The sequence below is a fragment of the Pseudomonas bijieensis genome (assembly GCF_013347965.1).
Lineage (GTDB): Bacteria > Pseudomonadota > Gammaproteobacteria > Pseudomonadales > Pseudomonadaceae > Aquipseudomonas > Aquipseudomonas bijieensis.
Genome location: NZ_CP048810.1, coordinates 6,324,075 through 6,338,035, shown reverse-complemented (window position 1 = coordinate 6,338,035; position 13,961 = coordinate 6,324,075). Strand labels below are relative to the sequence as shown.

15 protein-coding genes and 4 tRNA genes are annotated in these 13,961 nt (G+C 55.0%); 5 read left to right on the top strand and 14 right to left on the bottom strand.

All coding sequences use genetic code 11. The annotated features are described in order from the left end of the window. Positions 1-18 precede the first annotated feature (18 nt). A complete protein-coding gene (locus GN234_RS28145) occupies positions 19-534 on the bottom strand; it encodes a hypothetical protein (RefSeq protein ID WP_233459492.1) in 516 nt (171 codons plus the stop codon). A 250-nt stretch (positions 535-784) separates the two neighbouring features. Between GN234_RS28145 and GN234_RS28140 the strand changes: the two genes are divergently transcribed. Continuing rightward, positions 785-925: a hypothetical protein gene (locus GN234_RS28140; RefSeq protein WP_176689394.1), complete on the top strand. Its 141-nt coding sequence runs from the start codon at positions 785-787 to the stop codon at positions 923-925. 128 nt (positions 926-1,053) lie between these two features. On the opposite strand, the gene GN234_RS28135 is transcribed toward GN234_RS28140, so the two are convergent. From GN234_RS28135 to GN234_RS28120, 4 genes are all read right to left on the bottom strand, one after another. After that, entirely contained in the window at positions 1,054-2,247 is a 1,194-nt protein-coding gene (locus tag GN234_RS28135) for an IS4 family transposase (protein ID WP_176689393.1), read from the bottom strand. 204 nt (positions 2,248-2,451) lie between these two features. Then, positions 2,452-2,706, bottom strand: coding sequence for a DUF7660 family protein (locus tag GN234_RS28130; RefSeq protein WP_176689392.1), 255 nt, complete (start codon positions 2,704-2,706; stop codon positions 2,452-2,454). A 121-nt stretch (positions 2,707-2,827) separates the two neighbouring features. After that, positions 2,828-3,217 carry an SMI1/KNR4 family protein gene (locus GN234_RS28125; protein WP_176689391.1) on the bottom strand — a complete coding sequence of 130 codons (390 nt, stop codon included), beginning with the start codon at positions 3,215-3,217 and terminating at the stop codon, positions 2,828-2,830. A 93-nt stretch (positions 3,218-3,310) separates the two neighbouring features. Continuing rightward, on the bottom strand, positions 3,311-3,745 hold the full coding sequence (locus GN234_RS28120) for a hypothetical protein (RefSeq protein WP_176689390.1): 435 nt from the start codon (positions 3,743-3,745) through the stop codon (positions 3,311-3,313). 573 nt (positions 3,746-4,318) lie between these two features. Here GN234_RS28120 and GN234_RS28115 point away from each other — a divergent pair. After that, complete coding sequence (locus GN234_RS28115; RefSeq protein WP_176689389.1) at positions 4,319-4,627, top strand: addiction module antidote protein; 309 nt, start codon at positions 4,319-4,321, stop codon at positions 4,625-4,627. Between the two features lie 123 nt (positions 4,628-4,750). Here GN234_RS28115 and GN234_RS28110 read toward each other — a convergent pair whose 3' ends face one another. Next, positions 4,751-5,023 carry a hypothetical protein gene (locus GN234_RS28110; protein ID WP_003203821.1) on the bottom strand — a complete coding sequence of 91 codons (273 nt, stop codon included), beginning with the start codon at positions 5,021-5,023 and terminating at the stop codon, positions 4,751-4,753. Positions 5,024-5,815: 792 nt separating this feature from the next. Here GN234_RS28110 and GN234_RS28105 point away from each other — a divergent pair. Both GN234_RS28105 and GN234_RS28100 read left to right on the top strand, forming a co-directional pair. Then, positions 5,816-6,901 carry a type I restriction endonuclease gene (locus tag GN234_RS28105; protein ID WP_176689388.1) on the top strand — a complete coding sequence of 362 codons (1,086 nt, stop codon included), beginning with the start codon at positions 5,816-5,818 and terminating at the stop codon, positions 6,899-6,901. 239 nt (positions 6,902-7,140) lie between these two features. After that, a complete protein-coding gene (locus GN234_RS28100; RefSeq protein WP_233459491.1) occupies positions 7,141-7,599 on the top strand; it encodes a GNAT family N-acetyltransferase in 459 nt (152 codons plus the stop codon). A gap of 104 nt (positions 7,600-7,703) precedes the next feature. On the opposite strand, the gene GN234_RS28095 is transcribed toward GN234_RS28100, so the two are convergent. Continuing rightward, the gene (locus tag GN234_RS28095) at positions 7,704-8,027 is read right to left on the bottom strand and encodes a DUF2388 domain-containing protein (protein WP_176689386.1); all 324 of its coding nucleotides are present in this window, start codon (positions 8,025-8,027) and stop codon (positions 7,704-7,706) included. Positions 8,028-8,160: 133 nt separating this feature from the next. Beyond that, positions 8,161-8,237 (bottom strand) — tRNA-Val (locus GN234_RS28090). Between the two features lie 183 nt (positions 8,238-8,420). Between GN234_RS28090 and GN234_RS28085 the strand changes: the two genes are divergently transcribed. After that, positions 8,421-9,704: an NAD(P)/FAD-dependent oxidoreductase gene (locus tag GN234_RS28085; RefSeq protein WP_176689385.1), complete on the top strand. Its 1,284-nt coding sequence runs from the start codon at positions 8,421-8,423 to the stop codon at positions 9,702-9,704. A gap of 222 nt (positions 9,705-9,926) precedes the next feature. Here the strand turns inward: GN234_RS28085 and GN234_RS28080 are convergent. From GN234_RS28080 to purF, 6 genes are all read right to left on the bottom strand, one after another. Further along, a tRNA-Asp gene (locus GN234_RS28080) sits at positions 9,927-10,003 on the bottom strand. Positions 10,004-10,092: 89 nt separating this feature from the next. Then, positions 10,093-10,169 (bottom strand) — tRNA-Asp (locus GN234_RS28075). Positions 10,170-10,227: 58 nt separating this feature from the next. Continuing rightward, positions 10,228-10,303: transfer RNA gene (locus GN234_RS28070), tRNA-Val, on the bottom strand. Positions 10,304-10,406: 103 nt separating this feature from the next. Continuing rightward, a complete protein-coding gene (locus tag GN234_RS28065) occupies positions 10,407-11,180 on the bottom strand; it encodes an SDR family oxidoreductase (protein WP_109754609.1) in 774 nt (257 codons plus the stop codon). Continuing rightward, positions 11,177-12,388 (bottom strand): O-succinylhomoserine sulfhydrylase, encoded by a 1,212-nt coding sequence (locus GN234_RS28060; RefSeq protein WP_109754608.1) that lies wholly within the window; start codon positions 12,386-12,388, stop codon positions 11,177-11,179. The genes GN234_RS28065 and GN234_RS28060 overlap by 4 nt, the downstream gene beginning before the upstream one ends. A gap of 58 nt (positions 12,389-12,446) precedes the next feature. Further along, on the bottom strand, positions 12,447-13,952 hold the full coding sequence (gene purF, locus GN234_RS28055; RefSeq protein ID WP_109754607.1) for an amidophosphoribosyltransferase: 1,506 nt from the start codon (positions 13,950-13,952) through the stop codon (positions 12,447-12,449). Positions 13,953-13,961: the final 9 nt, after the last annotated feature.

Here is a 13,961-nt window from a genome sequence, read left to right as displayed (position 1 = left end):
TGGTGTGATGTTTCGTGTTTAGTCCTTGAAAAGTACATTGCACCGGGTGCACCACCCTTCAGCTGCGCTCCGGTTCATTGGAAAACGGAGGAGAGGATGGCTTGTATCGGCAACCGTCAAAACCAGTGAGAATCCTATGAATCTACGCCGAATCTCGTCGGCTGGAACGCTCATGCCCGCCCCATCGACTATTTGAAGAACCCCGCCCGACACCCTGCTGTCAATCCGTTGCCACTCACACTGCCAGCCTGTTACCCACGTGAAGTCTCGAATTTGATAGTCGCCGGTGGCGCTTTGGCATTGAGCGAGTTTCTTGTTGGAGAGGTCAAAGGCAAGAAATATGGGGCTTGGATAGCCGAGCAGCTGAGTATCATCAAGGTTCAGGCCTTCTTTTAGGTTGATGGATGCTACAAGTGCTTTTGCTCGTCTCTTGCGCCGTATCAAATGCCATATGGCGAGGCAAAAAATAGAAACAGAAGCCAGGAAGAGCTGACGTCCTTCGACTGTAAGCTTACCGGGCGAAAACTCTATCATGCCCCACAAGAGTCCTATCGTCGCAAGCCCCGATACCCAAGCGGCGGGGATCACTATACTGTTGGCGAGGCTAGCTCCGAGCGTCCTCACACAGCTTTTCATAATTGGTCCAATATCATTTATGGAAGAACTCGTAGGTTATCACTCGCAGAGCACTAACTTATAGGACTTGGCCCGCAATGCGAGAAAAAGAGAAAGGGGGCGGTTTTATTTTCTAACGACGGCTAATCGATCCAATCGAATTCACTCGATGGAAGCTCTCAGCTCAGCAAAGCAAAGCAAAGCAAAGCAAAGCAAAGCAAAGCAAAGCAAAGCAAAGCAAAGCAAAGCAAAGCAAAGCAAAGCAAAGCAAAGCAAAAAAAATCTGTCCCCTTTTCCCCACAATCAATGACTCAAGCAGCGCTCCGATCACAGTCTTTCAGATAGGCAAGTCCGATTGCCCTTGAAGGTCAGCCTGGAAAAGGGGACGACTGGAAAGAATGTGGAAAAGGGGACAGATTCTGAGGGATCCCCACAAATTTACTCCAGGCTCTGCGCCTGATAATGCACCTCGTCGCGCAGGGCCTGCTCGAGTTTTTCTAAATGCTCTCGTCCGCCAAAGTCCGTGCAGCAACGCCAATACTCCAGCCCTAAGCGCCACAGCGAAAGCACTCGCCGATCTTTAAGGCTGTTACTTTGATAACGCTGTTCCAATTTGCTTTCACGTGCTAGCAGCCCTGTCAGGAAGATGAGGTAATTAGCCAAAGCTGCGATCAACAGCAACACCTCGATGCGCCGTGGACAATGACTTCTATGCAGATTCAGCCCCAACCCCAAGTGCTCACTTTTCACATCCCGGAAGCCTTCTTCAATCTGCATGCGCCTTTTATAAATCGCGACGATTTTCGCTGGATTCCACTCGCAGTGCTCCAGGTTGCTCGCCAGCAACCAAGGCTCACGCTCTCGTCTGGCGGACTGTCGGCTGAGTTTGTTTTTGGCGATTGAACCTGTGACGCGTTGATGCTTACGTCCTTTGGCTGAGTGACGGACACAGTACAAGTCAATGAAATGAGGCGCGCTACGGGTCATCTCGACATGACCCAACGATTTGGGTGACGAAGTGGCCAGAGCATACAGGCTCTTCACAGGTTGCCAGTCAGCACCTCCCTGACGATAAAGCTCGCGATTTCGTATGCGAGCCACGTAATACCAGCCCTGCGCTGCCACTGCCTTCATCCATGGACGCCGAAAACCCGCGTCAGTTACCAGGATGGGAATACAACCGTCAGGCAGTAGTTCGGCCAGTGTATTAAGCAAGCGTTTTTGGTAGCTCGGGCAACTCTCGCGCTCATGCACACTTTCATAAATGGGAAATGAGCGTCCGGCCAGCGGGATCGCTGCTCTCAACAAAAAAGCATCCCCTGGAGCATCAATTCGAGACCAGTCGACCAAAATCAACGGATGTTTTAGCGAGCCCAGCAACGCTCGTAACATCACCCAGTAGAACAGTGGACGCTCTGCTCTGAGGTGTTGATTACCCAGCAATCGGTCGACTCGCTTGATGGCATGTTTGGGGTAAGCCCGGCCAGGTAGAGACCGCCCCAGGCCTGTCAGCGTCAGACGACGGCCTTGCAGTAACGAACTGACACAACTCATCAACGTAGTCAGACGGCGGGAATGGACAGAGGGAAGTGCTTGAGCGAGCGCTCTGTGTAAAAATCGGATGGCCTGCATGGGTTCGGGATCTTGTTTTTGTGTGGTGCAAACCAAGTTGCCGACTCATGCAGGTCTCTTCAATATTCCAACTTCTTGATTTCCTGTAAGAAAATTCGGGGATCCCTCAGGGACAGATTATTTTCTAGCGCGCTGGTCAGTTGATCAGTTAGGGGTCACCACAAACTACGCTGTCTAGATTGCTGGCTACAAAGACGGTTTTGCTCATTCATAGATCTTGCCGCAGTACAGAAAAACCGCAAACTGACGCCAGGGATTAGACGCAACAAGCCCCTGGCTGATACCGAAGTCGCTGGCTTCCGCCCAAGCAACGGCACATTCTAGGAAACTTTCTATCGTATCGTTTTGCCAATCTGTGCCCTCTGGAGACGCTGCTGCCCTGTCTTCCGCCAGAGCACGGGCAAAACGTAAGAAGGTTTGACCATCATCGACTTGGTCCAGGAGATCGTGGAGGTCCATGTCATTTAGCCTTTGCGTATGAGCCATTGTATGCAGCCAAGATGCCACAGAGACTGAAAAAAGCGCCGTACAATCACGTAACTTCGCCTACCGGAGTAGCCGCCAACGTGGAAGGGTTCACTTAGCCGACCAACTTCAGAAACTCGGTAAAACTGCTTGCCACAGTCTTTATGCTTCCATCTGGATCTACGCCATCAAACGTAACTATCGGCCAGGGCTCCGCCCCATGCAGATCGAAAGCGAACAATTGTCCTCCGCCATCGCTTCCAAAAACAAATAGGCTAGGCGCAATTCTGTTGAAAATAGCTATCTGCTCAACGTCGGAGGCCATGTCCACTGAATCAAGGCAGAAATTGAATGGAGGAGCCGATAGCGGGCATTCTCCTCCATCGCTGAACTCTAATAGCTGATAATAATCGACAGGCAGGTGCCTAGGTGCCGCCACACGAAGAGCTTCGAGCGCTTCCGCAGAAGCACCCTTATTACCAACCCAGTCCGAGTGAATCTTCAACGAAGCGCTCCTTGCTGCTGCGCGGCCAGTCGTCAACACTATCACATGCCTTGGGTTAGATTAACGTCGCAATCAGGGGGACAAGTGGAAGGCTTAGGGGATGATCGGGGTATCTATCCGCTCACCAGTTTCCATATCATCAATCCTAAAGTCCCACCAATCTTCACTTGACACGGCCTTAAGACCGTACTCCCGCCCGGCCTTCAGGTTAACGTCCCGAAAAATCGATCTAGTCGCGCGCGTTCCCGTCCACTTCTTTACTTCCAGACGATGGTTTCCTGAGGATAAGCGATATTCGGTCCGCTGCGTATACAAAGCATATAGGGTATCTGCTCCATCTACGCTGGCAATAGTGAGCGTCTTCTCTATCGCCCGAATACCTGCTGTATGGGAGTTTGGCAACCCCTCCGCCGCTTTCTCAGTGTAAGACTTACAACCAGCCGCCGTAGCTATAACCAAAGCGAAACCGAAGATCTTGAACCCGCGCTTGAACTGCATAGACCGACCCGTACTCCATTCGTGGATCATGCTATTCAATCCTACCTACCGCGAAATTGCCAGCATGGAGCCATCACCACGGAGCGAGTGATCAGCTTAAGCCCCTCAGGCAACATGTGCAGCGGGAAGCATCGGAAAGGAGACGGATTTTATTTTCCAGCCGGCTGCTGATCCAAGCAATCCACTCGATAGAAACTCTCAGCGCAGCGGAGCAAAAATAAATCTGCCCCTTCCCCCTACCTTGGATTGAGAATGCTGGGGGATGACCAGCATCAGCATCTTGACCTCCAGTATCCAACTGGATACGGTCCACCCATGAATTATCTCATCCAGAAAACGCAGACGTTCACTGCTTAGCATTCATCTGTCAGTGATCTGCGAGCAAAAATCGCTATCACCCATCGCATTGGTCGCGGCGCAGCAGACCCGGGCTATATGAAACTGTTGGTGATGGTATTTCAGAGTTGTGGATGTAGGCGCTGGCTACCGGGTCTATTTCACCATGCGCGGTTGAGTGGTCATCGTGCTACTGGCTGATGCTGACAAGTCTTAACAGAATGCTGATATCCGACGAGCGAAGAAATTGGCAAAGGAGATTTGAACATGAGCCAGCACCTGACGACATTTGACATGGCGGCACTACTCGATAGCGACGAAGCAATCAGTGAGTACCTTTCTCAGGCACTAGCTGATGGTGATAGCGAGGAGTTTCTCCGAGCGATCGGCTACGTCGCCAAGGCCCGCGGCATGGCGCAGATCGCTAAAGACTCTGGCATGGGGCGAGAAAGCTTGTACAAGGCGTTCGCACCCGGATCAAAGCCGAGATTCGATACCATACTCAAGGTCATTCATGCGCTAGGCATTGATCTCCATGCTCAGCCTGGGCATGCGGCTAATCATTCACCTGCCTGACGAACGTAGACACCGGGGACAAACCACGATCTTGAGTTAACTTGTAATCGGACCGCCTCATAATCGTAGTCTGTCCCCGTTCTCCTTTTATGAAACGGGCGGCTTATAAGCCGCCCGTCTTCATTATTCCGCCGCCTGCGCCCGCAATCGTCTTCCAATCACATCCATGACATCACAACCATCGCGTAGCGATGTGGTCAGCAATTTACAAAAATCAGTCAGCACCACCGTGTCTGAGCTGATGTCCGAGCGAAACGCGATATTTTCCAAGACTTGGGTCACCGTACGGATACGGTAATCGGCGGTTTCGAAAAGGACGTCTAGAGGCGCCTCGGTGTCGATGAGCAGGGTTGCGGGGATGCAGTCGATGCCGGTGATGGGCATGTATCGGGTCATGAGTAGTACCTTCATTCAATTGATAAGGACTACCACTCAAACGTCGCCAAACGAATGGGGTGGCAGCTGTGCTCGGGTTGGCGAACCGGGAATGAAAGCGAACCGGCAGACTCGAAAGTCTCCCGCGCACAGCTGCCATAAAGCAGTCTGCAACTGCAAAAAAGCCCCGCAGTGTAGCAGGAGCTTCTGCGCTTCATTCAATCGAGTCGCCAAACCCGAATCGCCATCTGGGCGACAGAGAGACAATAAGTTGCATATCCAGATGCTGCAATGCACTGATTTCCGAGGTTTGTGTAGGAATTTGCGTTATGCCTCTCGCAGCGCGAGTTTGAGCCCTCAAAAGCCGTAGCTAAAGGACGCAGGGAAAAGGGGACGGAAAAGGGAACAGCTTTTTCCGAACCAGCCAAAACCACAGCTTTCAGCGCGGAGAAATATATCCCCTTTTCTTGGGAGCACTGTTACGCCCTATTCCACCGGGTTACCAAGCCCGATCGCCGATTGTGCAGCGACGTTCGGAGTCGTAACGCGACAGAAAATCTCCGGCGATAGGCTTCGGGTCAGAATAGTGCTTTTGGGGATATTTTCAGAATTTTCCTACGCCGCCGGACCTACGTGGGGACTCTTGAATGCGACAGAAGGCCGAGGCAGGCCAAGATCCCGGACAGCTGTACAGTTCCTCCAGCTGTCCGGGTATCCAGCATGGACGAAAAGCCAGTATTCGAGTAGACCTGACAAGTAGTAGCGTTAAGCCTCTATGGGCCCAGTCGGGTAAACGCGAAACGGAGCTAGCAAATGGAATTTGTAGAACGCTTGAACGCAATGTCGGCGAAGGTGAACCAATTAGCTTCAACGATCCAAACCGAGGAAGCAACAAAGACCGCGTTTGTAATGCCATTCATTCATACAGTGCTCGGTTATGATGTCTTCGATCCATCTGAAGTCGTGCCCGAATACGTATGTGACATTGGTACAAAAAAAGGCGAGAAAATTGATTACGCAATTTTAAAAAACGGACAAATTCAGATTCTTATTGAAACCAAAAAAATCGGCGAACCGTTAAATATAAATCACGCTAGTCAGCTATTTAGATATTTCCATGTCACGACAGCCAGAATTTCAATCTTAACGAACGGCAGACTCTATAGATTTTTCACAGACTTAGATGCGCCCAACAAAATGGATGAAAAACCATTTTTGGAAATAGATCTTTTAGACATTGATGAACACGTGATTCCCGAGCTGCAAAAGCTCACAAAATCAGCGTTCGACGTTGAATCCATAATCAACGCCGCAGGTGAGTTAAAATACGTAGGCCAGATAAAAAGGGAAATGGCCTCACAGTTCACACAGCCCGATGACGACTTTGTGCGCTTCTTTGCCTCTCGAATCTACGAAGGGGTAATTACTCAAAAAGTAAGAGAGCAGTTCGCGCTTCTTACCAAAAAAGCCGCAGCTCAGTTCCTAAACGATCAGATTAACGATCGTTTGAAGTCTGCTATCAGCGGCGTTCCGCTACCCACTCCGGCTGAACTGGTTGTATCCGAAAGCCAACCAGGAACAAGTGACACGCCCGAGGATAGAGTCCTCACTACGATGGAAGAGTTAGAGGGCTTCCACATCATAAAGGCGATAGTGCGTACAGTAATAGACGCAAAGCGGATCGCACACCGAGACACTCAGAGTTATTTTGGAATTTTATTAGACGACAATAATCGAAAACCAATAGCAAGACTCCATTTCAACAGAACTCAAAAGTATCTAGGTGTTTTTGATAAAGACAAGAATGAAACTCGACATCCTATCAATTCGCTCGATGAAATCTATGAGTTCTCGGACTCTTTAAAAGAGACAATCACCTTTTATCAAGGGCAGGCTTAAAAAACTCTAGCCCGACGGAGCGGGCCTAGGCCACGCTAATGAGTTCATTACTTGACCGCTTCATAATCGTGGCCTGTCCCGTTTTTCCATCCAACCTATGCCCTCAGGTCGACTGACGGTTTTGGGTCGCATTCTGCCGACCTCAGTCGCCAAGTGCGCAAGTTAGGTCCGATACAAACGACAGGTCAGGTCAAATACAAATGGTGGGCAAGCCTGTGCAGCACCCAATAGAGAACAATATGAAAGTTCGAAAAGCCTTACTAACCGATGCAGATTCGGTGTCCAAGCTCTTGAGCCAGTTAGGCTACCACGCCTCGCCAAAGCTGATCCGAGACAAGCTTGTGGCCTTAGAACTTAGCGCTCGCGATACCGTGCTGCTGGCGCAGGACGGTAAAAACATTATCGGCGTCATAAGCTTACACGTACTTGAACTGTTTCATCAGCCGGGCAGGCTCGGACGCATTACCTCCCTTGTCATTGATGATGACTTCCGGGGACAAGGAGTAGGGACAATGCTAGTTTCCGCTGCTGACGCGTTTTTTACAGAGCAACTTTGCGTCCGGGCCGAGGTGACTAGCGGTGACCACCGAATAAAGGCTCACGCTTTTTACCAGCAGCAAGGCTACGCGGTCGACGAGCCCCGGTTTGTCAAACGGTATGATTCTTCCGGGCATAGTAAGAAGACTGAAGAAGACTAGGGACAGTGGGAAAAGGGGAGGATTTATTTTCTAGTCGGCTGTCAGTTGATCCAAACGAATTCATTCGATGGAAGCTGCAGCGCAAAGAAGTGTCTAGTCCCTGCTCAATACGAAGTTACGATCGCTAAGGCGAGCTGCTGGTCCGTCATCAGCGCCGGCCTGTATGTCGTACGGTAATAGCGTACAGCTTGCTCAAACTGAGCGCCGCGAATTTCGCCATCAGAGCCAATGAATGCGAGAGCATCGGCCTTGGCAGGCTTGAAGTTTTTTGCAGCCAGCGCAGAAAGCCCCGTAGTCCCCGAAAGGAGGACGGTTGGAGCCAACGTTATCATCATCATCGAATTTTGATACGAGCCCTTATCTTCCGCATTGACTTGAGCGCTGATCGATACCGTGACGGCGATTACCAAAGTCTTCCATGAGCCCATACTTCGATACTTCCATTTGTGATCAAAGGGTCGATATCGGTGGCCGCTTTTCCAAAGCGTTTCCAGACGATAACAAAAAAGGGCCCACCTTTCGGTGAGCCCTTCTAGACCGCCCAGCAGAGCGGATTTTGTTTGGTAGGCGCGATTGGACTCGAACCAACGACCCCCACCATGTCAAGGTGGTGCTCTAACCAACTGAGCTACGTGCCTGCTGTGAGGCGGCATTCTACGGAATTCCGGAGGGGTGTCAATACCTTTTTTTCACCTAACCCTATGAATATGCAAAATATTTAATTTCGCCAAAGCAACGAAGATTTTGCGGTGGCTGGCGGCCAATTTTTATCTCGGGTAGGATCGGCGCATTCGTAAAAAATATAAAACAGAGGTTGCAGAATGGCGAACACATCCTATCCAGCGTCCTATTACGCCGCATCGGCCAACCCGGTTCCTCCGCGCCCTGCCCTGCAGGATGACGTCGAGACGGACGTTTGCGTGATCGGCGCTGGATACACCGGCCTCTCCTCTGCGCTGTTTTTGCTGGAGAACGGTTTCAAGGTGACGGTGCTTGAGGCGGCGAAGGTCGGCTTTGGGGCTTCGGGTCGCAACGGCGGGCAGATCGTTAACAGTTATAGCCGCGACATCGATGTGATCGAGCGTAGCGTCGGGCCTCAGCAGGCGCAGTTGCTGGGCAATATGGCGTTCGAGGGTGGGCGAATCATTCGCGAGCGGGTGGCGAAGTATCAGATTCAGTGCGATTTGAAGGACGGCGGTGTATTCGCCGCCCTCACCGCTAAACAGATGGGCCACCTGGAGTCGCAGAAGCGTTTATGGGAGCGTTTCGGGCATACCCAGCTGGAGTTGCTGGATCAGCGGCGTATTCGCGAGGTAGTGGCTTGCAAAGAGTATGTGGGCGGGATGCTGGATATGAGTGGTGGACATATTCATCCGCTCAACCTGGCCTTGGGTGAAGCGGCGGCGGTGGAGTCGCTGGGCGGGGTGATTTATGAACAGTCGCCAGCGGTGCGCATCGAGCGTGGCGCCAGTCCGGTTGTGCATACGCCACAGGGCAAGGTCAGGGCCAAGTTCATTATTGTGGCCGGCAATGCTTATCTGGGCAATCTGGTGCCGGAGCTGGCGGCCAAGTCCATGCCTTGCGGCACCCAGGTGATCGCTACCGAGCCGTTGGGTGATGAGCTGGCTCACAGCCTGTTGCCTCAGGATTATTGCGTTGAAGACTGCAACTACTTGCTCGATTACTACCGACTGACCGGCGACAAGCGTCTGATCTTCGGTGGCGGCGTGGTGTATGGCGCGCGGGATCCGGCGAACATTGAGGCGATCATTCGGCCGAAGATGCTCAAGGCATTCCCGCAGCTCAAGGACGTGAAGATCGATTATGCCTGGACCGGAAATTTCCTGCTGACGCTGTCGCGTCTTCCTCAGGTCGGGCGCCTGGGGGATAACATTTATTATTCCCAGGGCTGCAGCGGTCATGGTGTGACGTATACGCACCTGGCGGGCAAGGTCCTGGCTGAAGCGCTACGTGGGCAGGCGGAGCGTTTTGATGCGTTTGCGGACCTGCCCCACTACCCCTTCCCCGGCGGTCAGTTGTTGCGTACGCCGTTTGCGGCGTTAGGGGCTTGGTATTACGGGTTGCGGGATAAGTTGGGGTTCTGAAGCGCCCAACAACAAGGGCTGCTTCGCAGCCCAACGGGGCGGTGCGACGTTTCGCTAAATCCCCTCGTCACAGCAAACCCCTCGCCACAGGCTTGTTCCAATCTTTCAAATCCCGAAAACAAAAAACCCCGGTCTTTCGACCAGGGTCTTTGCTATCGACTAGAAGTAGCTTTGCAGCTTTCTTCTTAGCTTCAAGGCGTTCAGTGGGCCTCGAAGCAGATATGGCGCAGCGGACGGGACTCGAACCCGCGACCCCCGGCGTGACAGGCCGGTATTCTAACCGACTGAACTACCGCTGCGTATCGCTATGGACTTGCGTCCAGTTAACTCGTCTGACCCAAACCCTTGAGTTTGAACCTCGAACCAGGCGAACCTGCTTCGGAAAATATGGCGCAGCGGACGGGACTCGAACCCGCGACCCCCGGCGTGACAGGCCGGTATTCTAACCGACTGAACTACCGCTGCGCGTCGGTGGAGGCTTTTGACAGCTTCCGTCTCGCTTTCGCAAGACTCTCGTAAAACATGGTGGGTGATGACGGGATCGAACCGCCGACATTCTGCTTGTAAGGCAGACGCTCTCCCAGCTGAGCTAATCACCCTTTGCTTCGTTGAGGCCGCGAAATTTACGCAGGTACCGAAGCTAAGTCAATAGCAGGGTTGAAGTTTTTTCAAAACAGTTTCAAACGGCACCCGCAACCGCCCTCACTTATAAATCATTTTCTTGGTCATGCCGCCGTCCACCACGAACTCCTGCCCCGTGACAAAACCGGCATTGCGCGACAACAGCCACGCCACCATCGCCGCCACGTCCTCTACCGTGCCTACCCTGCCCGCTGGATGCTGGGCGTGGTCGGCATCAGTCAACGGCTGTGCGCGACGCTGGGAGGGGTCCCGCGCGTCGATCCAACCGGGGCTGACGGCGTTGACCCGGATCTCCGGCCCCAGGCTGATCGCCAGGGCATGGGTCAGGGCCAGCAAGCCGCCTTTGCTCGCGGCATAGGCCTCGGTGTCGGGTTCCGATTGCGCGGCGCGGGTCGAGGCCAGGTTGACGATGGCGCCGTTGTGGGCGCGCAGGTACGGCGCGCAGTGCTTGGCCAGCAGCATCGGCCCACCCAGGTTCACCGCCAGGACCCGATTCCAATAAGCCAGGTCCAGGCTTTCCAGGGTGATGTTGTGCGGGTCGGCGATGGCCGCGTTGCACACCAGCGCATCGAGCCGCCCAAACTGCCCGAGCACCTCGGCGATACCGGTGGCGACCTGCGCCTCGTCCGCCACGTCCATGGCGATGAACCAGGCATTGTCGCCCAGGGTCTTCGCCACCTTGGAACCGCGTTCGCGATCCAGGTCGGTCAGCACCACCTGCCAGCCTTCACAGATCAGCCAGGCGGCGATGCCCAGGCCGATACCCCGCGCGGCGCCCGTAACCAGTGCAACCCGGCCATGAGTGCCGCTCGGCGGCGTAGCCAGCTCGATCACAAGGCCGCCAACCCGCGGGCCAGGTCGGCTTGCAGATCGGCCACGTCTTCCAGGCCGACCGCAACGCGGATCAGGCTGTCACGAATACCCGCCGACTCACGCTCCTGGGGCGACAAGCGACCGTGGGACGTGGTGCTCGGGTGGGTAATGGTGGTCTTGCTGTCACCCAGGTTGGCAGTGATGGAGATCAGCCGGGTGGCGTCGATGAAGCGCCAGGCGCCCTCCTTGCCCCCTTTGACCTCGAAGCTCACCACCGCACCGAAACCGCGCTGCTGACGCAAGGCCAGGTCATGTTGCGGATGGCTCTTGAGGCCGGCGTAATGCACTTTCTCGATGCCGTCCTGCTGCTCCAGCCACTCGGCCAGGGCCTGGGCGTTGGCGCAATGGGCTTTCATGCGCAGGCCCAAGGTTTCCAGGCCCTTGAGGAAGATCCAGGCGTTGAACGGACTAAGAGTAGGACCTGCGGTACGCAAGAAGCCCACCACTTCTTTCATCTGTTCGCCACGACCGGCCACCACGCCGCCCATGCAACGGCCCTGGCCGTCGATGAACTTGGTCGCCGAATGCACCACCACGTCCGCGCCCAGCTTCAGCGGCTGTTGCAACGCCGGGGTGCAGAAGCAGTTGTCGACCACCAGCATGGCACCCTTGGCGTGGGCGATTTCCGCCAGCGCGGCGATGTCCACCAGCTCGGCGAGCGGGTTAGAGGGAGATTCAACAAAGAGCAGCTTGGTGTTGGCCTTGATTGCGGCATCCCAACCGGACAGGTCCGCCAGGGGCACGTAATCGACTTCCACGCCAAAGCGCTTGAAGTACTTCTCGAACAGGCTGATGGTCGAGCCAAAGACGCTGCGCGATACCAGCACATGGTCACCGGCGCTGCACAGACTCATCACCACGGCCATGATCGCCGCCATGCCAGTGGCAGTGGCCACGGCTTGCTCGGCGCCTTCCAGGGCGGCGATACGCTCCTCGAAAGCCCGCACGGTCGGGTTGGTGTAGCGCGAGTAAACGTTGCCCGGCACTTCGCCAGCAAAGCGTGCGGCCGCATCGGCAGCGGTGCGGAACACGTAGCTGGAGGTGAAGAACATCGGATCGCCATGTTCGGCTTCCGGCGTGCGGTGCTGACCCGCGCGAACCGCCAGGGTATCGAACGCTACACCTTCAAGGTCGCTGTCCAGCCGACCGGCATCCCAATCCTGACTCATGCTGTCACTCCTGAATTCGGTTTAAACGCAAACCGGCCCCTCAGGGCCGGTTCGTCAATCAGTTGTTGTACAGATCGATGATCGCACTGACCGCCTGAGTCTTGGCCTTGGACGCATCGTTACGCGCGTTCTCGATCTTGTTCAGGTAGGCCTCGTCGATGTCGCCGGTGACGTACTTGCCGTCGAATACCGCGCAATCGAACTGCTCGATCTTGATCTTGCCACCGCCGACCGCTTCGATCAGGTCCGGCAGGTCCTGGTAGATCAACCAGTCGGCGCCGATCAGGTCGGCGACGTCCTGGGTGGTGCGATTATGAGCGATCAGCTCATGGGCGCTCGGCATGTCGATGCCGTAGACGTTCGGGTAACGCACGGCCGGGGCCGCGGAGCAGAAATACACGTTCTTGGCGCCGGCTTCACGGGCCATCTGGATGATCTGCTTGCACGTGGTGCCGCGCACGATGGAGTCGTCCACCAGCATCACGTTCTTGCCGCGGAATTCCAGCTCGATGGCGTTGAGCTTCTGGCGCACGGATTTCTTCCGTGCGGCCTGGCCCGGCATGATGAAGGTCCGGCCGATGTAGCGGTTCTTCACGAAGCCTTCGCGGAACTTGACGCCCAGGTGGTTCGCCAGCTCCAGGGCCGCAGTGCGGCTGGTGTCCGGGATCGGGATGACCACGTCGATGTCGTGTTCCGGACGCTCGCGCAGGATCTTGTCGGCCAGTTTCTCGCCCATGCGCAGACGGGCCTTGTAGACCGAGACACCGTCGATGATCGAGTCCGGACGCGCCAGGTAGACGTGTTCGAAGATGCACGGGGTCAGGGTCGGATTGGTCGCGCACTGACGGGTGTGCAGCTTGCCATCTTCCGTGATGTAGACCGCTTCGCCTGGGGCCAGGTCGCGAATCAGAGTGAAGCCCAGCACGTCCAGGGACACGCTTTCGGAGGCGATCATGTACTCGACGCCTTCATCAGTGTGACGCTGGCCGAACACGATCGGACGGATCCCGTGGGGATCGCGGAAACCGACGATGCCGTAGCCGGTGATCATCGCCACCACCGCGTAGCCACCCACGCAACGGTTGTGCACGTCAGTCACGGCGGCGAACACGTCTTCTTCGGTAGGCTGCAGCTTGCCGCGCTGGGCCAGCTCATGGGCGAACACGTTGAGCATCACTTCCGAGTCGGAACTGGTGTTGACGTGGCGCAAGTCAGATTCGTAGATCTCCTTGGCCAGTTGCTCGACGTTGGTCAGGTTGCCGTTGTGGGCCAGGGTGATGCCGTAAGGCGAGTTGACGTAGAACGGCTGGGCTTCAGCCGACGTCGAACTGCCCGCGGTCGGGTAGCGCACGTGGCCGATACCCATGTGACCGACCAGGCGCTGCATGTGACGCTGGTGGAACACGTCACGCACCAGGCCGTTGTCCTTGCGCAGGAATAACCGGCCGTCATGGCTGGTCACGATACCGGCAGCGTCCTGGCCGCGGTGCTGGAGCACGGTTAGCGCGTCATACAGCGCCTGATTGACGTTCGACTTACCGACGATACCGACGATGCCACACATGCGACGCAA